The organism is Vibrio eleionomae (genome assembly GCF_009874545.1).
GTDB classification, from domain to species: Bacteria; Pseudomonadota; Gammaproteobacteria; order Enterobacterales; family Vibrionaceae; genus Vibrio; species Vibrio nitrifigilis.
In genome coordinates this window covers 18,039-37,472 of sequence record NZ_WEKT01000022.1, presented here as the reverse complement: position 1 = coordinate 37,472, position 19,434 = coordinate 18,039, and the positions used below count along the sequence as shown (strand labels likewise).

General features: G+C 42.7%; 21 protein-coding genes and 2 tRNA genes. 10 read left to right on the top strand and 13 right to left on the bottom strand.

Translation table 11 applies throughout. From position 1 onward, the window contains the following. Positions 1-79: 79 nt before the first annotated feature. The 3 genes from F9817_RS12790 to F9817_RS12780 all read right to left on the bottom strand — a co-directional run bounded on the left by F9817_RS12790 (position 80) and on the right by F9817_RS12780 (position 2,379). Positions 80-430: a DUF2750 domain-containing protein gene (locus tag F9817_RS12790; protein ID WP_161156110.1), complete on the bottom strand. Its 351-nt coding sequence runs from the start codon at positions 428-430 to the stop codon at positions 80-82. A gap of 80 nt (positions 431-510) precedes the next feature. After that, entirely contained in the window at positions 511-1,083 is a 573-nt protein-coding gene (locus F9817_RS12785) for a DUF1415 domain-containing protein (protein ID WP_161156108.1), read from the bottom strand. A gap of 81 nt (positions 1,084-1,164) precedes the next feature. Beyond that, complete coding sequence (locus F9817_RS12780; protein WP_161156106.1) at positions 1,165-2,379, bottom strand: MFS transporter; 1,215 nt, start codon at positions 2,377-2,379, stop codon at positions 1,165-1,167. Positions 2,380-2,480: 101 nt separating this feature from the next. Between F9817_RS12780 and F9817_RS12775 the strand changes: the two genes are divergently transcribed. Then, a complete protein-coding gene (locus F9817_RS12775) occupies positions 2,481-3,350 on the top strand; it encodes a LysR family transcriptional regulator (protein ID WP_161156104.1) in 870 nt (289 codons plus the stop codon). A gap of 41 nt (positions 3,351-3,391) precedes the next feature. Here F9817_RS12775 and F9817_RS12770 read toward each other — a convergent pair whose 3' ends face one another. After that, the gene (locus F9817_RS12770) at positions 3,392-3,619 is read right to left on the bottom strand and encodes a glutaredoxin family protein (RefSeq protein ID WP_161156102.1); all 228 of its coding nucleotides are present in this window, start codon (positions 3,617-3,619) and stop codon (positions 3,392-3,394) included. Between the two features lie 128 nt (positions 3,620-3,747). On the opposite strand from F9817_RS12770, the gene F9817_RS12765 reads away from it, so the two are divergent. From F9817_RS12765 to F9817_RS12755, 3 genes are all read left to right on the top strand, one after another. Continuing rightward, a complete protein-coding gene (locus tag F9817_RS12765; RefSeq protein WP_161156100.1) occupies positions 3,748-4,254 on the top strand; it encodes a M48 metallopeptidase family protein in 507 nt (168 codons plus the stop codon). Between the two features lie 2 nt (positions 4,255-4,256). Beyond that, a complete protein-coding gene (rlmF, locus tag F9817_RS12760) occupies positions 4,257-5,369 on the top strand; it encodes a 23S rRNA (adenine(1618)-N(6))-methyltransferase RlmF (protein WP_427916709.1) in 1,113 nt (370 codons plus the stop codon). A gap of 89 nt (positions 5,370-5,458) precedes the next feature. Next, positions 5,459-5,680 (top strand): hypothetical protein, encoded by a 222-nt coding sequence (locus F9817_RS12755; RefSeq protein WP_161156098.1) that lies wholly within the window; start codon positions 5,459-5,461, stop codon positions 5,678-5,680. Here the strand turns inward: F9817_RS12755 and F9817_RS12750 are convergent. Together F9817_RS12750 and metA are read right to left on the bottom strand one after the other, a co-directional pair. Beyond that, positions 5,677-6,288 carry a tetratricopeptide repeat protein gene (locus F9817_RS12750; RefSeq protein ID WP_161156096.1) on the bottom strand — a complete coding sequence of 204 codons (612 nt, stop codon included), beginning with the start codon at positions 6,286-6,288 and terminating at the stop codon, positions 5,677-5,679. The genes F9817_RS12755 and F9817_RS12750 overlap by 4 nt on opposite strands. Positions 6,289-6,457: 169 nt before the next feature. Then, entirely contained in the window at positions 6,458-7,402 is a 945-nt protein-coding gene (gene metA / locus F9817_RS12745) for a homoserine O-acetyltransferase MetA (protein ID WP_161156094.1), read from the bottom strand. Between the two features lie 258 nt (positions 7,403-7,660). Between metA and F9817_RS12740 the strand changes: the two genes are divergently transcribed. After that, a complete protein-coding gene (locus F9817_RS12740) occupies positions 7,661-8,035 on the top strand; it encodes an ATP-binding protein (RefSeq protein ID WP_161156092.1) in 375 nt (124 codons plus the stop codon). Positions 8,036-8,055: 20 nt separating this feature from the next. Here F9817_RS12740 and F9817_RS12735 read toward each other — a convergent pair whose 3' ends face one another. The 5 genes from F9817_RS12735 to F9817_RS12715 form a co-directional block, all read right to left on the bottom strand. Further along, a complete protein-coding gene (locus tag F9817_RS12735; protein ID WP_237476245.1) occupies positions 8,056-9,177 on the bottom strand; it encodes an ABC transporter permease in 1,122 nt (373 codons plus the stop codon). Beyond that, the gene (locus F9817_RS12730) at positions 9,170-10,321 is read right to left on the bottom strand and encodes an ABC transporter permease (RefSeq protein ID WP_161156088.1); all 1,152 of its coding nucleotides are present in this window, start codon (positions 10,319-10,321) and stop codon (positions 9,170-9,172) included. The genes F9817_RS12735 and F9817_RS12730 overlap by 8 nt, the downstream gene beginning before the upstream one ends. Beyond that, positions 10,321-11,301, bottom strand: a complete 981-nt coding sequence (locus tag F9817_RS12725; protein ID WP_161156086.1) for an HlyD family secretion protein — start codon at positions 11,299-11,301, stop codon at positions 10,321-10,323. Before F9817_RS12725 ends, F9817_RS12730 begins: the two co-directional genes overlap by 1 nt. Positions 11,302-11,311: 10 nt before the next feature. Further along, complete coding sequence (locus F9817_RS12720; RefSeq protein WP_161156156.1) at positions 11,312-12,706, bottom strand: TolC family protein; 1,395 nt, start codon at positions 12,704-12,706, stop codon at positions 11,312-11,314. Positions 12,707-12,998: 292 nt separating this feature from the next. After that, entirely contained in the window at positions 12,999-13,232 is a 234-nt protein-coding gene (locus F9817_RS12715) for a hypothetical protein (RefSeq protein ID WP_161156154.1), read from the bottom strand. Between the two features lie 614 nt (positions 13,233-13,846). Here F9817_RS12715 and F9817_RS12710 point away from each other — a divergent pair. Further along, on the top strand, positions 13,847-14,818 hold the full coding sequence (locus F9817_RS12710) for a chemotaxis protein CheV (protein ID WP_202436449.1): 972 nt from the start codon (positions 13,847-13,849) through the stop codon (positions 14,816-14,818). A gap of 240 nt (positions 14,819-15,058) precedes the next feature. Then, positions 15,059-15,739 carry a DUF2726 domain-containing protein gene (locus F9817_RS12705; protein WP_161156082.1) on the top strand — a complete coding sequence of 227 codons (681 nt, stop codon included), beginning with the start codon at positions 15,059-15,061 and terminating at the stop codon, positions 15,737-15,739. Between the two features lie 23 nt (positions 15,740-15,762). Here the strand turns inward: F9817_RS12705 and F9817_RS24400 are convergent, their stop codons facing one another. Further along, positions 15,763-16,839, bottom strand: a complete 1,077-nt coding sequence (locus F9817_RS24400) for a GGDEF domain-containing protein (RefSeq protein WP_345789733.1) — start codon at positions 16,837-16,839, stop codon at positions 15,763-15,765. A 294-nt stretch (positions 16,840-17,133) separates the two neighbouring features. On the opposite strand from F9817_RS24400, the gene F9817_RS12695 reads away from it, so the two are divergent. Both F9817_RS12695 and F9817_RS12690 read left to right on the top strand, forming a co-directional pair. Beyond that, positions 17,134-17,210 (top strand) — tRNA-Val (locus F9817_RS12695). 22 nt (positions 17,211-17,232) lie between these two features. Continuing rightward, positions 17,233-17,309: transfer RNA gene (locus tag F9817_RS12690), tRNA-Val, on the top strand. Positions 17,310-17,477: 168 nt separating this feature from the next. Here F9817_RS12690 and F9817_RS12685 read toward each other — a convergent pair. Beyond that, positions 17,478-18,236 (bottom strand): DeoR/GlpR family DNA-binding transcription regulator, encoded by a 759-nt coding sequence (locus F9817_RS12685; RefSeq protein ID WP_161156077.1) that lies wholly within the window; start codon positions 18,234-18,236, stop codon positions 17,478-17,480. Between the two features lie 167 nt (positions 18,237-18,403). Between F9817_RS12685 and F9817_RS12680 the strand changes: the two genes are divergently transcribed. Further along, positions 18,404-19,381 (top strand): Gfo/Idh/MocA family protein, encoded by a 978-nt coding sequence (locus F9817_RS12680; protein ID WP_161156075.1) that lies wholly within the window; start codon positions 18,404-18,406, stop codon positions 19,379-19,381. The last annotated feature ends 53 nt before the right edge of the window (positions 19,382-19,434 follow it).

The window sequence follows — 19,434 nt, the reverse complement described above, 5'->3', positions numbered from 1 at the left end:
TCCGCGATAGGTCAATAAAAAATAAAACAAGACGCAGAATGTGCGTCTTGGATAGTAAAAATTCGTGTAAGCGCGATGATTATAGGTACTGTTTCGCAAGCTCTGAAGGTTCGACTTCTTTACCTTCTAATTGAGCATTCCAGTTAGTACCAATTAGCACACCATCTTCCGCTAGGGTGATTAACCAGTCTTCAACAAAGATGTCGAGTGGAATCTCTAGCACTTCGAAATCAGCCCACTCTTCAACGTTGTGCTGTTCTGCATCTTCTTTTGTAGACCAGAAAGGCATGACTTCACTTTCTTCGAATTCGGTTGATTCGCATGAAAGCCAGCCTTCGTCGTTACGTAGACCCCAAACTTTAGCGTTTTCTTGTGACTCTTTAATGAAAAGCTCTAGGTTTGCTTGGATATCTGAAGTTAATTTGCTCATGTTGTTCTCTCATAGAAATGCTGCGCGTAGGGTAGCATCTTCAATAGTGAAATCCCATGACGAATTTATGTGTGTTCTACTTATTCAGTGTTATCACGAAATAGGTACGGGAATAATTGTTTGCGCTGTTCAACGTTCAATGCCGACACTCGGGCGATATTATTATCCGGAATTTCTTCTGGATTTGGGAAATGGCGCAAAACTTTCTCCATACTTTCTTCGCGAATCAAATGAAAGATTGGGTATGGTGAACGATTGGTGAGGTTTTCGTCATCTTGTGGATCAGAGCCAGCAAAACAGTAGTCTGGATGAAATGTCGCAACTTGATAAATGCCTTCCCACTCCTGTTGGCGTATTAAGGCATCGACCCAATCGATGAAAAAATTATAATCGACAAAGTCTTGCAACATATTCGGAACCACGAGCAAGGTTGTTTCTAATGTGGCTGGTTTTGTTGAATCAAGCTCCATAAATTGAGAGAGAATATCTTCAAGTAAGGCTTCTTCTTGCGTTGCTTGACTAACAAAAATCTTAATTTGTTTGTTTTTTTGGGGCTTAGCGGCAAACGGGCATAAGTTTAGACCGATCACTACATCATCTAACCATTGATTCACTTGTGTTGTGATGGTCTGAATATTTGTCGTTGAGCTCATAATGTGTCATTGCTTGTTATAAAAGTGCTGCAAGCATAGCACAAACTCAATTAATGACGTTCTGAATCCTGCATTACTAGGCTATTTGGGGATTGATATAAACGATGGCTGCTCGGTTGACTGACTTGCTATTCGCTTGAGCTTCCAGCATAACGCAAACATCACCACATAAATCACCATGGCTCCGGCCACAACGTATTCCCAACCACCGTGTTGCCAACAACTGAGCAGGTAAAATCCGCCCAAACTTCCCCCTACATAGTAATGAACCAAATAGAGTGCGGTGGCCGTTGCTTTTGCCTGAGTTGCGTGACGGCTGACCCAAGAATACGCCAAGGTATGAGTAAAGAAAGCACCGCAGCTAATGAGCAGCAACCCTAGAAGTATGGTTGGTATGGTTTCCACTAATCCAAGCCACATACCAATCAGGCTACACATAGAACCTAATATCATGCCTTGAATCGGGGTGTAATGTTTCACCCAGATACTGGTTAAACGGGAGCTGATGGTTCCACCTAAATAGCACAGGAAAATCAATGACGCTAAACTGACTGGTAATGAATAAGGTGGTGCGGATAAGCGAAAACCTGCGACCGAATATAAATTAACAAATAGAGCAAAGTTAGTGCCGCCAATAAGCATTGCAACCCAGAGTTTCGGCGTTTTTAGGTGGCGAATAATATCTAAGTTGTGTTGGCGAAAGCGACCTTTCTGTGCGACAAAATGCTGCTGTTTTGGTAGTAGATAAGCCACCAATAATGAGCCGATTAGGGTAATGCATGTCATGACCACTACCGCGTCTTGCCATCCGATCCAATCGGTCAGTACCCCTCCAAGTATCCGCCCCGATATTCCCCCAAGGGAGTTTGCCGCGATATAACTGCCAATCGCTTTGCTAAATGCAGTTGCTTCCAACTCTTCTACCATATAAGCGACAGCGACAGAGGCAAAAGCGGCTAACGCGATGCCCATTCCTGCCCGAGCAGCGACTAATAACCAAAACTCTTGGGTTATGAGCATAGTGACGCTGATTAATGGCATAGCAAATAAGCCAATAAGCATCACTTGCTTGCGACCAACCGATTCAGAGCGGATTGCCCAAGGCACGAGACTTACAGACAGTGCCAACGTTGATGCCGCAAACAGCCAGTTTGTTTTGGTTTCTGATAGCGAAAAATGCTGGGCCATATAAGGCAGCATCGGCTGAAATAGGTATAAGTTAGAAAAGACGAGGAAAGAACCAAACGCGAGAGCAAAGGTGACTTTTTTATATTGGCTGCTTTGGAGAGAAATCATGATAACCACTTTATCAATTACAACGTGATCAAATTAGCAGTCGTCGATAGATAAATAAAATATATTATCTCAATGACAACTAGATCGAATCAATATAGTAAATGGAAACCCGACATCTAAAACATTTTGTCGCAGTAGCGGAAAATGGCAGTTTTACTCAAGCTGCGCAACAGTTACATATTGCTCAGCCAGCATTGAGTATTTCAATTAAAAAGTTTGAACAGTTGCTCGGTGTGACTCTGTTTAAGCGTGATGAACGCAAGGTGAGCTTAACGCACGAAGGGGAAGTATTACTGACCCATGCACTGCGTATCTTACGCCAAATCGATGATGCTCAGTTGGCGATGGATGAATTAAAAGGGGTTGTAAAAGGGGAGGTAAGGCTTGGCACTCCCGGCATGATGGGATCGTATTTTTTCCCGCAAATCATCATGGAATTTAAAAAGCAGTTCCCAAATTTAAAAATGACGGTGGTTGAAGCGGGAGCGCAATCGATACGTAAGATGCTATTGAGTGGAGAGCTCGATATCGGCGTTATTTTGAATCAAGATGTTCCTGCTGAATTGGAAGTGGACGCCATTTTGTCCTCCCAAATGGTGGCAGCGGTAAGTAATCAGCACCCATTAGCGCAAAAAAAACACATTGATTTTGATACTTTCTTTGCTCACGAGCTGGTGATGTTTAAGCCAGGATATTTTCATCGTGATTTTATTGATAAGGTGTGTAAAGAGAACCACTATGAAGTCGAGTTTTCTTTTGAAACGAACTTATTACCGATGATTTTGAGTATAGTCAAACAGCAGTATGCCATTACCGCATTACTTGAGTTAGCGACAGATGTTGAGCCTGATATTACAGCTGTGCCATTTAACCCACCCGTTTGGCTTGATTTGGCGATGGCTTGGCGCAAAGAAGGGTATTTATCCCATGCTGATCGAACGTTTATCGAATTTATTAAACAGTACGTTTAAACACGCAGTGAGCAGCATGGAATAGCGCGTTATAAAAAAGGTTAGCCCTTATACATACGCTCAAAGTTTTTTGGGCTCCAACCAATCATCAATTGATCGCCGATTTTAAGCACGGGCAAGCTACGTGCTCCAATCGCATCGAGCTCTTTTCGGCCACGCTGCATTTTAGCGTTACACAAGCGGTATTGGATCTGTTTGCTATCCAAATAGCGTTGCGCATCTTTACAATGTGGGCATTTATCTTTTACATAAAGAACGACACGTTTCATTATTTTTCTCCAATATCGCAGGGCAGAGGAGTGTACCTATCTATTCTAGCGCTTGCAACGAACTTGGATGAATCCCCATCTGCTTTAAGGTACACTTAGCGCCCTTTTTACAGGCAAGGTGTAAACAAATGAGCCAACCTGAGGTCATGAAATACATTCAGTGCTATCCTGACCATATCATTCAACCTGTACAGCAGTTGCTCGAAAATAAAAAGCTACTGCCATGGTTTGAGCAGCGATATCCGCAGCGTCATGATATTCAAAGTGAAAAGGCGTTATTTCAATACACTGTTGCGATAAAAAATCAGTTTATGAAGAAAACGGCACCGCTGAGTAAGGTGATATACGACAGTAAAATTCATCTGATCAATCACGCATTGGGTTTGCACACTTATGTGTCACGCGTACATGGCAATAAAGTGAAAGCGAAAAATGAAATACGTATTGCTCAAGTGTTTAAACAAGCGCCAGAACCTTTATTAAGAATGCTGGTGGTACATGAACTGGCGCATCTAAAAGAGAAAGAACACAATAAGGCGTTTTATCAATTGTGTTGCCATATGGAGCCTAATTATCACCAGCTCGAACTGGATGCGCGATTATTTATGATGGTTCAAGATTTAAAAGAGAAGTAAAGATGGTGAAACCAACCTCTGTTAACGCCCCAAAGCACTCGACGGCACAATCAAAACGCACCACATCGGCTAAAAGTATCATTAAAAAAAGCGCCGCAAAAGCGGGAAAAAACGGCAGTAATACGGCGATGCAGGTTAAAGTGGTTAAAAGTAAAGCTGGGCTACATAAACGAAATCGCCATCATGGATCCTACGATTTCAAGGTGCTGAGCCAAGTTGAGCCTAAATTAAAAACACATATTAAAAAGAATCCTCTTGGGCAAGACACTATCTCCTTCTCTGATCCTGAAGCGGTGAAGCTACTTAATAAGGCGTTGCTGCATCATTATTATGGAATCCAGCATTGGGATATTCCACACGGCTTCTTGTGTCCGCCTATTCCTGGACGAGCTGATTACATTCACCGCTTAGCTGAGTTACTGTTTTTGGACTGTCCCATTGCGAAAACGACACCTGTGACTATGTTAGATGTTGGCATTGGCGCAAACTGTATTTACCCAATGATTGCAATGGTAGAATATGATTGGCAGGTCGTCGGTAGCGACATCGATCCAATATCAGTGAAGCATGCAAGCGAGCTCGTTAGAGCTAACGCGCCATTACGCGGCCACATTGAATGTCGACTACAGAAAAATAGCCGTTCAATCTTTAAAGGTGTGATTGAGCCTAATGAGCGTTACACGGTCACAACCTGTAATCCTCCCTTCCATAGCTCATTAGCTGAAGCGATGAAAGGTACGGAGAGAAAGCGCAGCAATTTGAAGAAAAATCAGCACAAACGCGGAGTTAAAACACCAGCGCAATCGTCGGGCAAAGAGCATGTTTCTTCTGCTCTGAATTTTGGCGGGCAAAAAGCCGAGCTATGGTGTCCTGGTGGAGAAGCTGCATTTTTGAAAAATATGGCGGTAGAGAGTGCACAATTTGCGCAACAGGTTTTGTGGTTTAGTAGCCTGATTTCAAAAAAAGACAATGTACGTTGGATGAAAAAACAACTCGAAAAAGTGGGCGTGAGTGAAGTGCAAATTGTAGAAATGGCTCAAGGTCAAAAAATAAGCCGTTTTATTGCATGGAGTTTTCAAAATCACGCTCAGCGCAAGGAATGGATCACTAGATAATGCTATCGTAGCGAAAATTAAGGCTAACCTTGGTGACGTTAAGGTTAGCTTGATAGTCCGCACCACACCTCAGTATGAAGGAGGTCGCTATGGATTTTCCTCTCTATGTTCCTTGCCAGCCCGACTGGTTATGTGTGCCATTTTTATCCGTGTTTTCTGTACTTCTCCTTGTAGGGCTTATTCTCTTTATTCGATTGTTATACCGCGAATATAAGAAAGCACATCGAGTGTTGAAAGTGCATCGTCACCGTCGTACTCGCTATCGTGAGCGTAAAGGTGGTAAAAATGGACGTCCTACAAATATTCGTTAATTCATATTGTGCATTATTCGGTATTGGTTCTCTAACTGATTAGCCTCGATAGGTTTACCCATGGCGCGGAGAAACTGGATGTGTAATTGCCATATGCTACTACGTTGTGGTGCATGATTTTTCGCTAATTCAATCATGGTCAGTGCAGGTTGGTATTGTTTGTTTTGCCAGTAACACATTGCCGAGTTTTCGTAACTTGCCGCTATATTAGGATAATCAGGTTGTTGAATAGCCAAAGAAAAATAGTGTTGCGCTTTATTGTAGTGATGCCTTTGGCATAAAAACGTGGCGTAATTATGCAGCAATCCGCCATGGTGAGGGTGACGTTTGATGGCTTGTTGATATCTTTGATCAGCCTTAGCAAATTCTTTCACTTGGGTGAAGTAGTATGAAAGAGCAATATCGGTTTCAATATAAGTGGGCGCTGCTCGTTGTGCTTTGTCGAGATTGAACTTGGCTTTAACGGTGTCACCTTGCTTTAAGTAAGCTAAGCCCAAGGCTATACGCGCATCAGCAATAGAGTTCGGCGTCGAAGATGTGTGTTGTGGCGATTGACTGACGCACCCCAAAAGTATGAGGCATGTTATTGCTATCAAGATTTGCTTCATTGCTGCTCTCGGCGGTGGTGACTCGAATTGAGAGTAAAAAGTACCGCTAAAAAGAGGAATGCTTTAAAAGTGATGATGCGACTCAGTTGGCAAATACTAGGGAACTGATGAAAAAAGAGCCACGTAAACGTGACTCTAGAAAGTGATTATCCTGCGATGAGACTGACTATTAGTCTTCGTCTTTATTAAATTTATCTTCGCTGAAGTTTTCCAAATCGTACGGTGTTTGTTGGTAAACACAGTAGTTTAGCCAGTTTGCAAAGAGCAGGTGACCATGACTGCGCCAGCTTGCACGTGGTGGATTTTCAGGGTTGTTATCTGGGTAGTAGTTTACCGGCATTACCGGTTCTAGCCCTTCTTTAACATCGCGCATGTATTCATTGTGCAAGGTGTCAGCATCATACTCTGGGTGGCCAGTAACAAAGACATTACGTTTGTCTTTTGTGGCTGCGAGATACACACCTGCTTGCTCTGAAGTCGCAAGGATATCCAGATCAGTATTTTGCGCTAAGTATTCGGTATCAAAATCTGCGTAGCGGGAATGAGGTGCTAAGAATGTGTCATCAAAACCACGTAATAATGGGTGAAATTGACGACGAATTTCATGCTGGTAAACACCAGACAATTTATCTTCACGAGTACGCTTTGGCAGGTTGTAGATGAGTTTTAGTGCGGCTTGAGCAGCCCAACATACAAACAGTGTTGAGGTTACATGGCTCTTAGCCCATTCCATGATCTTTTTCAGATGGTCCCAATACACAACATCTTCAAATTGAACCAAACCTAAAGGTGCACCAGTAATGATCAAACCATCGAAATTACGTTTTTCGATCATTTCAAACTGGCGATAGAAGGCATTTAGGTGTTCTTCTGGCGTGTTTTTACTACGGCGATTATCAATTCTTAACAGCTCAATATCCACTTGCAAGGGTGAGTTGGACAGCAGGCGCAAGAACTGGGTCTCCGTCTCTATCTTCTTCGGCATAAGATTTAAGATCAAAACCTTAAGCGGACGGATTTCCTGAGTCGATGCACGCGACTCTGGCATCACAAAGATGTTTTCATGGCGTAGAACATCTCTTGCTGGCAGTTGATCAGGTATCTTAATAGGCACGGCTTTCTCCCTAAGCGATAATTATGGACGTCTATACTTCTAGACTTATAACCTAACTCAGTAGATATGTCGAGTCCCAAATGCGATATTACAGAAATTAGCGAGGGATCCAAGCTGGATGATTAAGGCGTAATCAACGGGTCTAGATAAAGTCCAATCACAAAAGGAATGGTTCATTCTCTAGCGATGTGATTGTACTATACCCAAATAACCTCAAGATGCAGATATACATAACTGCAATTTTTCAATAAGTGATTTATGTCTTTAACCGTGACTTTGATTCGTGGCTTACCGGGCTCTGGTAAGTCAACTTTGGCGCAAAAGATCGAGGGAATTCATCTCGAAGCCGATATGTATTTTGTCGATGATGATGGGCAATATCATTTTGACCCTAATAAGCTGAGCGATGCTCATCGTTGGTGTCAAAATCAGAGTGAATATTGGCTCAAGCAAGGAAAAAGTATCGTGGTGAGTAATACGTTTGTGCGGCGTTGGGAAATGGATGCTTACCGAAAATTAGCGAAACGTTACAAAGCTAAGTTAGTGGTCAAAGTGTGTCGTGGTCAATTTGGCAATGTACACAATGTGCCAGAAGAGACTCTAGCCCAAATGCAAAAACGTTGGCAAGAATAGTAATGTGTCTGCGCGTGCGCTCAACGTCCACGGCGTTTGAACTGCCAATACGCTAACCCTGCCCAAATCAGTGCCTGTCCCCAAAGCAGAGTCCATTGTGGTGCGATTTGCTGCCATGTCGCTCCCATTTGATTGAGGGCGAGGAACCCTTGAATGGCGGGGGTACTTGGAAAACAGTCTGCAAGCCAAACGAGCGCCTTAGGCATGCTTTCCAGTGGCCAAATGAATCCTGCAGAAAAGACTAATGGCATTGAACTGACCAGCACGACTAATGTGACGTATTCTCGATGTGGCGTCCAGGCACCTAAAAAGATTCCGATCAAACAGCTAGTGATTAAAAACGGCAGTAACAGAGTGACTAATGCGCTAGTTGAAGCAACACGATTGATGCCGTGAAATGAAAAACTGCCGCCAAAATAATACATGCTAAGTACGTAGTACACGGCGACTAACACGACTAACCTAACAACCATTACTTTTCCGACAGACAATTGATTCCAATAACCGTGTTGATGCTTTTGTGTACCACCGATTAGGCCTGAAGCCATAATCATCGTCTGCTGTAAAATGAGCACAAAAACAGCCGGAACAACATAATCGACATATCCCATACGGGTGTTAAACGTCGGTTTCAAATTGATCTTTGAGGGAGCGTATTCACGTGTGGCACTTTCTATAGACTCGCCGCTGCTAAGTAAGCGAGTAATTTTAGCTTTGGCAGACAAAGTGCCTGCTGCCGTTGTTAAACCTTCAACCACGGTACCATAAACAAGAAAGTAAGAAGCATCGCCTGCAAATGCGAGCGTGGGTTGGGTGCCGAGCACTAAATCACGATAAAAGTGTTCCGGTATTACTAAGTAGCCAGCAATATTGTGATCTAAGAAGCTCTGTTGCGCCTCTTTTAGCGCATTTAAACGCTGTACAATATGCAGTTGTGGCGTGGCATCTATCATGCGTTCGAGCTGATAGCTTGCTTGGCTTTTATCCAAATTTACCACGGCTATTTTCTGTTCCCGAGGGGTCTGATGCTGATAGGGAAGGGGGTAGAGAAACGAGTAAAAAAACACACCACCAAAAACAGTAAGTAAAACAACAGAGTTGGTGAATAAAGCGCGTATTTCCCACCATAGAGGTTTAATCATGTCGTTGGCTCCCATGCGCTGTATTTTGCTGTGTTCTCCAGTGAATCAAACCTAATCCGATCAGGAGCGGCACGAGATAGATCACCATATACCCCATGGGTTTCAGTGACTCAATGATACCTAAACCATAATTGGTTTGATTGATTTGCACATTGATATAGTGACTGATGGGGAGCAAATCACGCCAGAACGTTGCCAGCGATCCCATATTTGTTGCCGGAAAGGTAATGCCCATAAAGGCAAAGCTTGGCGCTGTGTATGCGGCGGCGAAACTCAGACTCCTGGCTGCATCCAGAGTTAAGAAATAAATCATCACACCCACAATGACACAGGCTAAGATGGTCAGCCACTGAGCAATCAGTAATACCGTGAGTTGCCCATGCTGAGGCCAATCAAGAAACGAATAAAAAAACCATAAGTAGCCTGCACCTTGCAAAGCAAACAATAAACAGTAAGGCGTTAATGTTCTCAACAGGTTGGTGTAGGGAGTGTTGCCAAGCCACAGGGATAATCCTGAGTTTCGATGCCAAGTCGATAGGATTAAAATCGTACTGGCCACGATAACAATTTGCCATAACGCAGGAATAATGCCCGAAACAAGAAACTGGGCATAGTTCATATTGAGATTAAATAGAGCCGTCATTTGAGTTTGGATTGGAACGGCTTTTCCTAATGCACTAGTGAACGTTTGTTGTCCTGAACCAAGTTGGTTGGCAACGCTTAGTTTCGCGTTAAAGGTATTTTGCACCAAGGCAATAGCAGAATTGACCAACTTACCAGTCAGGATATATTGGCTGTTATAGAACGTGGTGATTTGAGGTTGACGATGAAGTTGAACATCACGATCAAAACCATAAGGAATCACCGTGTAGGCGTAAATATGGCTTTGAATTAAATCGGCCTTGGCTTGCGCTTGAGAAGGGTATACCCGAATCACAGATAAGGTCGACGTTGCATTTAAATCACGGGTAAAACTTCGTGATAATTCACTGTGGGATAGGTCTACCACCCCCACTGGCAATGAGCGTACGATAGCTGCAGAAAATATCCACCATAGAATAATTGCCAGAAAAATAGGGACCCAAAGCAAGCATGTTTGCAGCCATGGATCGCGCTTTAATAATCGCCATTGAACCGAGAACATTAAGGGGCGAGCTCCACAGCTACACTCATGCCCATGCGCAAATCTGGCGTTTGTGTTATAGGGCGGGCTTCCACTTCGAATGTACGTAGATCAAAGCCTTGTGCCGAATCTGTTGAACGCCATGTCGCGAAGTCGCCCATTACGGCAAGATGGGTGACTTTAAACGTCACATCCTGTTTTAACGCAGGTACGTAGGCTTTAATGATTGCCCCTTTTTGAAAATGGCCTAATAGATCTTCGCGGACATTGAATACCGCCCATGTGTCTTGCGTGTCGATAACCGTGACCACAGGGAACCCTTGTGGCGCGAGTTCTCCACTGTGTAACAAGACTTGAGACACTTCGCCATTAAACCAACTGCTGATTTTAGTATCAGCCGCATAGGCTTCGACTTCGGCTACGGCACCAGCGGCGGCTTTCGCTTTTTCTGTGGCTGCTTGTATCGTTTCTTGACGAGCCCCTTCTTGGGCGAGTTTAAACATTTGCATGGCGGCACTTTCGGTATATTTAGCAGCTTGCCATTGCGTTTGTGCTTCATCACGTTTCTGTTCAGCGACCACGCCATCTTTATATAGGTTGTTAACTCGCAGGTAGGTTTTTTCAGCCAGTTCGGCTGCCGCTTTGGCTTTTAGCCACTTGTCTTTGGCCGCTTGAATTTGTTGGGTACGCGCACCATTTTTGGCTTCTTCTTCCATCGCTCCAGCCGCCTTTTGCCCAGCTATCGCTTGTTCGAGTTTTGCTTCAATTTCTGGGCTATGAAGGGTAAATACGAGATCGCCTTTACTGATCGTATCTCCCTTGCGCACAAACACTTGATCAATACGGCCTGCGACTTTAGAAGAGATACTGTACTGCTGTGACTCAATCTGACCTTGCAGCTTGATAGGCTGTGGTTGATAGGCAATGTAAAAGGCATAGAGAATCCAGCCAACCAGAGCCAGTGCGAACAGTGCCACCACCGATGTTTTTATTGCTTTCATAGGTACCCCTTTATGGACGCTTAACCGACGGCATTTGCGTCGATGCTTGGCCGTGAGTTAAAAATACAGCGGAGTGACGATAATGTTGGAATGTCGTCATTTCGCTACTCAATGCCAGTAGCTTTGTCAGCGCAATGAGATAATTGAAACTTGCCACAGATTGCTGAGTTTGAATGCTCGCTTGATTCAATTCAGCATCAACGACATCCACGGAAGTCGACAATCCCTGATTGAATGCTTTTTCTCTTAACCGAAGGTTTTCTTTCGCCAGTGTTAAACTGGATTGTAAACCTTGTACTTCTTCAAGGGCCTGCTCGGCTTGTTGATATGTGCGTTGGACTAACACGCTTAAATCTTCTTTAGCTTGAGCTTTTAAATAGCGAATTTGAGTAATCGCACTGGCTGCTGCTTTCACTTGATCGCTACGCCCAGTATTTTCCATTAACGGAATACTCACACCAATCCCAACCATCCAATCAGGGTTTAAATCACTGACAACCGAATCGTCCTCGTAGAGATTGTAATTTCCGTACAGATAAACCTGCGGAGAATATTTACCATACTGAGCTTTTTTTAAATTTTGCGCCTGGTTTTGTTTCGCATCGAGAATGGCAAGTCCAGGGTAGGTGGTCAATGTTTGCTCGGTAAACGCCGCCATTGGAGGTAAATCCGTATTGATAAACAGTGGATCGCCAGGTTCCACTAAAGTGGATTGGCCTAGAATTTTAGTCAGAGCACTTTGAGCAATATCGAGGCTCTTTTGTGCTTTTTTTTGCTCGACAATGGCTTTATCGAGAGAGGCATCCGCTTGCAACCTTTCAACGTGTGCAATTTGCCCTTGTTGTTCGAGTTTGGCTGCATTGTCTCTATGCTTTGTTAAGCCGATCACGACCGCTTGTCTGGTATTTAAAACTTCACGAGCCAGCACGACACTGAAATAGTATTTAGCTAAATCTTCATAGCGAGCCAGAACTTCCATTTTTAAATTCCCTTGGGCTTCATCAGCTTTACCTTGGGCGGCATCTTGCGCAGCACTGATTTGTCCACCAGTAAAAATAGGCCAAATTGCCCGAATTGATGACGTGACCACATCTTTCTGACTCAACTCTGCTGATAGTCCGCTAGAGCCTGCTAGATTGGCATTTAAGCTGGCAATGATTTGCTGTAAAGCAGAAGGAAGGGGGAGATCTAAGGTGACGGCATCGTTTAAGCGAGTGTATTGCGCCCCCACTGTTACTTGCGGCAAGTTCATTGCCCATGTGGCATCTTTTAAGTGGGTATAACGTTCAACATTCGCTCTCTCTGCGGCGAGAGAATTGTTATCTTGCTGGAGAATCTGCCAAGCTTGATCAAAGGAAATAGGGGCCGATATAGCGAATGGAGCAAAGAGTGCCAGTTGGACCATGAGGGACAATGGATAAAGTGGAATATGCAAAAATTTGATCATCGGATTCCTATTGTCGTTCATCAATGTATTTAACAATGGTATGCCACATAGTCTGACCATGTTGAGACGGAAAAAACGCAAAGAAGATCGAAGTCTGACGAAAATCTATGAATCAAGGGAGTGACGCGGTTTGGCTATAATAGGCTTGCCAACGGGTTAAGAGCGTTCGCAACAAAGGCAAATTGTGACTTTGTTTCGATGTTGTCTTATCCAGTTAGCAAGCCTCTTAATGATGAGTGACTTGCCTTGTCTAGTAGTGATGGTGACAAGGGCAGTAGTGTTCTGCTCGCCATTCAAGTTCGTGGTCGCCTTGCATGCTAAGTAGAACATCTTTTCCTGACATCTGAGGAAAAGCCATCATCACTCGCACATCGTCATGGGCATCCGAATCAACCTCGTACGCACGTACACAGGTAAATGTCGATTGCATATGACTTACAAGCATATGGCGACTAAGGCAGATTCCCAGATCATCTCGCTTCATCATTGTCCTCCTTTTCGATTGACTGAACGCTAGCACTTATTTAAGTGAGCGTTCATTACGCTATTCCTGCTTATTTAATTATAGAAAAGCCCCACCAGAGTGCAGAAAAATCTTTGTGATCTTTGCGACTAAATAACATACTTTGTGCATTAAAGTGTGCGTTATTGCATATTGGTATGAGTACTACAAAATAGGTGAATTAGAGAATCTAAACTCAATTGATGCGCCTATCACTAGACGCCAATCGAAACACCATCTACATTTGTGCTAGTGATTTGTAATCGTTGAGCCGTTATTTGGTACGAACAAAAACGAAATAAGTGAATTATTTTATTAAAGAATTGCTAAAACTGGCCGTCACAGAGAGTATATAGTCTCTGATTCAATGAGTTAGATATAAAAATTCATCGGTTAAATAGCTCATAACAAAGACAGCAAGATAACAATCTGGTAGGGTAGGACGTCTGTTTTTGGAAGCAGGTACGCAAAAAGAAACAGAATAACGCTTGAATCAGCGTATTGGTCAAAAGCCGAATTCAGGCTAGGACGCCGGCGTCTTTCTGAAGTGGGCAGCAATGTAACAACGACTATCATCTCGGGACGATGTGACAATTATGAGTAAAGAAAGCAGTTCTATTCTTTTAGAAAGTGGTACCAATGAGCTTGAGATCATTGAGTTTCATTTAGAAAAAGTACTTCCGGATGGACGCACTAAAACCTGTTACTACGGAATTAACGTCGCTAAAGTACGAGAAGTTATTCGAGTTCCAGACACCACTGATTATCCAAACGCACAACCTCATATGATTGGGGTGTTTTCCTCGCGTGAAATTCTGACTCCACTGGTTGATTTGGCTGGTTGGTTAGGTGTACCTGTAAGCCAAGACATCAACAAAAAGTATGTCATTGTGACGGACTTCAACCGCATGACCAATGGCTTCTTAATCGATAGCATTAGTCGCATTCACCGTATTTCATGGAATGATGTGGAATCGCCAAGTCAGTTCCTCGAATCGGGCGAACAAGATTGTGTGGTGGCCGTGGTTCGTAAAGAAGACAAACTGATCATGATCCTCGATTTCGAGAAAATCATAGCGGACATCAACCCAGAGCTGAGTATGGAAAAATACGATGTTAAGGTCGACCGTTCTGTTGACCTTAATCGTAAAATGGTGGCGAAACGTAATGGTAAAACCATTATGGTGGTGGACGATTCCGCCTTTATTCGTAGTTTGATCCAAGATACTTTAAGTTCGTCTGGTTACAACATCATTGCTTGTAAAGATGGCGGTGAGGCATTTGAAAAACTTAACGATATTGCTGCACATGCCAAAAGTGAAGGTGTGGCCGTTACCGAATTTGTAAACGCTGTGGTCACCGACGTAGAAATGCCGCGGATGGATGGTATGCACTTAGTTAAGCGTTTACGTGAGGGTGAAGCCTTTAAGGAAACACCTATCGTCATGTTCTCATCTTTGATGAGTGATGATAACCGCGCTAAAGCGATTGCGTTGGGGGCGAATGATACCATCACTAAACCTGAAATTGGCAAGATGGTAACCCTGATGGATAAGTTTGTTTTCTAATTCATTCGTTGCTTAATATTGACTCAATAACAAAACGGAGCCTTTGGCTCCGTTTTGTTATTGAGTCAAGATACTTGGGAGAATGTGTAAAGTTTTTCTTGATTAACCACCGCTATCCCAATTACATTCAAGATGTTATTCGATTTTCGGCGCCTATTAGAAGCCATCATCATGGTGAGCCAAGTACGTTTTGTATACTTAACGCTAATGAACGCCATTATTTAAGGAGCTTTGCTTACTATGATTAACATTTTCATAGTGGTCGTTATCTTAGTTGTCTTTTTCTATATCACACAAAAGTATGTATTGAAGCAAGAGCAACCTTCTCAGTATCAATATCGTAAGAAAGGCTCGTTATTAAACATGTCTGAAGGGGCATTTTTTAATGCATTGGTGGAAGCGGTGGGGCAGCATGGTGTTGTTCTGGCTAAAGTGTCGATGACATCCGTTATCATTCCACATAAAACGAAGAATAAGAAACAGTGGTTTATTGCCAATAATCAGATTGCTAAAAGCTATTTTGATTATGTAGTGTGTGATTCTCGCACGCTAGAACCTCGCGTGATCATCGAATTAGATAACGGACGAGAACTGGATAAAGGCAAAATTGAGCGCCAAAAATTAATTATTCAAGTCTGTAAATCTGCGGGCCTACCGCTAATTGGCGCCAATATTAAGCTCAGTTATCAAGTAGGGAGACTTCGTCGGCTTCTCGCCGCTCATATTGATTTGATTGAGCCTGATAAAGAAGTGCGCTTTTGTAAGCGTTGCGGAGCACCTATGGTGCTGAAAATTGCCACCCAAGGAGAGTTTAAAGGGCGACGTTTCTTCACTTGCAGTCGTCAGCCTCACTGTACTTATACTGAAAACTATAACGTTGTTTTTGAAGAAAATGAACACCCTGAACAATCAGATTACTAATTTATCGACAACGCTCATCCTCTTTATAAATGACTTGTTGCGGTAACTGGAACCTTTTGCTCATTGTCATCAACGGATTGCTCTGCGGTTGGGCATAGCCTAACTTGATTTCGACCACTTTTCTTCGCGCGGTAGAGCTCGTGATCTGCCATGCGAAGTAAGTCTTCAATGCGATTCCCTTCTTTGTATTCACAAATGCCCACACTCAGCGTTAAATGAATATGGTGATCATCATAAATAAAAGGATTGGCTGCAATGAGCTTACGAATTCTTTCGCCGATCAGATGCGCTTCATCTAACGAGCGATTAAACAGCGTAATACAAAACTCTTCACCGCCAATGCGGTAAAGGTTATCGTCGCCAACGATTTGCATCATTAATTGACTGGTTTCTATCAATACCTTATCACCAATATCGTGCCCATATTGATCGTTAACTGCCTTAAAAAAGTCGATATCGACAATCAGAAAACTCAACTCTTCTTTATCTCGATGGGTTTGAAAATATTCAAATGCGGTAGTTAACGCTAATCGATTGTGAGCACTGGTCAACGCATCTCTAGATGCAAGGTTGGACAAAGTGCTTTCTACTTCATGACGATGAAACTCGTAGGTGTGTGAAATGAGCCAGATCACCAGATAACTGGAGGCTAAATTGACCATTAAATTAGTGGTATTGAATGCAGCTAAATCAACAGTTCGATAGTAAACGATGCTGGTCTGAGTAATAAACAGTATCAGTGAAGAGATAAAACCCCGTTTAAGACCCACCAAAGAATACATCAACAGGGGGCATACCAAGGTCCACATAAAGCCATGATTTTCAGGAGGGAGAAACAAGTTACTGACAATAAACAAAAGCAGTAAGAGATAAGTAAAACAATGAACGTCCATCTCTGTATAATGGCGTTTTTTTGCACGATGATGAATGTAAAAGGCGTACAGGGAGAATATGATCTCCAAACTTGCCATCAGGTAGGCGTGCACATAAAAAATGCAAAACACAGCCAGAAAAACGGAAATAACCGAGAGTGAAACACTTATTCCTGAGAGGACAGAGGACCTTATATTATGGGAACTATCAAAAAGTTTCGCATCCATGCAGCTAGCCAAGTTAATTGATATTATGGTTATTGTTTGTACAGTTCTATATTACCTTTTTAGGGGGATGAGTAAATCTATTTTTGAACCTGATTCACAAAAAGTGATAGAAAGCTCGCTTTCGCATTACCATTACACATTGAGTACGCAAAAAATAAAACGTAGTACTAAAATAATGATTTGCATAAAAAAACAGCAAAATGGTGTTATAAAAGCCAATTGAATCAAAAAGTAAAAAAATAGACTTGCACCCGTGATGAACACTCGTTAATATCCTTCTCGTTCCCAAACAGTGCGTCCGTAGCTCAGCTGGTTAGAGTATCGCCTTGACATGGCGGGGGTCGGTGGTTCGAGTCCACTCGGACGCACCATTGGTTTGGAACATTACATAGTGCGTCCATAGCTCAGTTGGTTAGAGTATCGCCTTGACATGGCGGGGGTCGGTGGTTCGAGTCCACTTGGACGCACCAAAATTCTAAAACAAAGCCCGCTTATTGCGGGCTTTGTTGTTTCTGGCTAATTGATTAACCCCAAAAGTGCCAAAAGAAGCTGGTCAGTAATGTTCTTCATCCTAACTCTACTAAGGCAAAATTAGAGCATAAGTAGAATTGGAATATGGAATAGCCTAGCCCATGCGGCTATTTATTCTCGTTTAACAATATCAACTCAACGTCATACTGTTCTAACTTCTCTAGGATATTCTTGGGCGGTGTATCTGCTGTGATTAAGCAATCGATATCTTGCCAACGGCATGATTGGTAAGGCAGTTGGGTATTAAACTTATTCGAGGTTGCGACGAGGATCACTTTTGCCGATTGCTCAGCCATCGCTCGCTTTAAAGTCGCATCATTTTCATTATCAGCCGTAATACCCGCGTCAGAAAGAGCACTGACTCCAATGAACGCAAGGTTTGCCCGATACTTACCAATTTGTTCAACCGTCGTATTACCTAATATTGTGTGAGAAAATTCATCAAATTCTCCGCCTAACACACATTTGCGAATCTGTTTTTTACCCATCAAGGCATTCACGCTTTCCAGCGAGTTAGTGATGATGGTTGACTCTGTTTCAAGCTGTTGAGCCAATAACATATTGGTCGTTCCTGCATCCAAAAAAACCGTATCACTGGGTTTAATTAATGAGGCCGCTAGTACCGCTAACTTTTGTTTTGTCGGGTTGGGTTCATTTCTTTGCGAGAATGATCGGTGAATTTGCGATTCGTTAAGTATCGCTCCGCCACGAATGCGCAGGATTCCTGGTATTGTGCCAAGCTTTACTAAGTCTCTTCTGGCTGAGTCGTAAGAAATATCAAAGCGTTCACAGATAAACTCTAAAGTCACTTTACCGTGTTCTCTCAGATAAGATTCCAATTCTATTAGGCGTTCTTCTTGGGTCATGAGATCAATTTTATATGTTCGTTTAACAGGGATCATAATTGTTTATAAGTGATTATGCACGTTATTTCAATTTTATAAGTATTAATAAGTGATTTTGACTTAATCTTATACGTGATTTTACGGATATTAGCACCTGTTTATACGTTTTTATAAGTAAAGGTAAGTGTATGCGGTTAGGAATCATAGGGGCGGGAAACATCGTTAAGATGTGTTTGGATGCGTTAGAGCACATCGAAGACATTGATTGCTGTGCATTATTTGTGCGAGAGACCAGTCTTGAGAAAGGACAAGCACTGTGTGCACAGTATGGCATCTCAAAACTCTATAGTGATTATCAGGAAATGCTCAACAATGAGGATATTGAGTTTGTTTACATTGGTATACCCAATAACATGCATTTTGAATATGCACTTGCAGCACTAGAGGCCAATAAGCATGTTATTTGTGAAAAACCGTTTACTAACACAGTAGAAGAGTTAGTGACACTCAATGAACTTGCCAAACAAAAGTCATTGTTTCTATTTGAAGCGGTCACTAACATTCATTCCCCTAATATAGCTTTATTCAAAGACTATTTACCCAAGATAGGGCAGGTTAAATTGGTGCAAGGGAATTATTCTCAGCTATCAAGCCGTTACGCCAATTATCTTCAGGAAATTGTTCACCCAGCTTTTGATCCTGCTTGCTCTGGTGGTGCGCTTTACGATATCAATATCTATAACATTCACCTAGCTTGTTATCTTTTCGGTAAACCAGAAAATGCCCAGTACAGTTTTAACCGTGGATTTAATGGTGTCGATACATCAGGTGTAATGTTATTAACGTATCCAGACTTCATTGCTGTATGCGCCGGCGCAAAAGATTCGGCAAGTGATGGGCATTTTACTGTTCAGGGGGAAGAAGGATATTTAGTGATCCGCGGTACTCCTAATATTGTTCCTTCACTTGAACTCCACATTGGCGGTGAAAAAGTAGTATGCAATCTTCATGATGTGGATAACCATATGGTGTATGAGTTTAGAGCGTTCGAGCAGATGTTTGCGGCTCGCCAATATGAGCAATGTTATGGATTACTGCAACACTCAGTCGATGTTATGACGATTCTACAGGCGGGTAAGCAGCAATTGGATGTACCGATTGCCTAATTAATAGAATCGGTATCAATAGCCTCGTTTATATGAGGCTATTCTATGGGCAC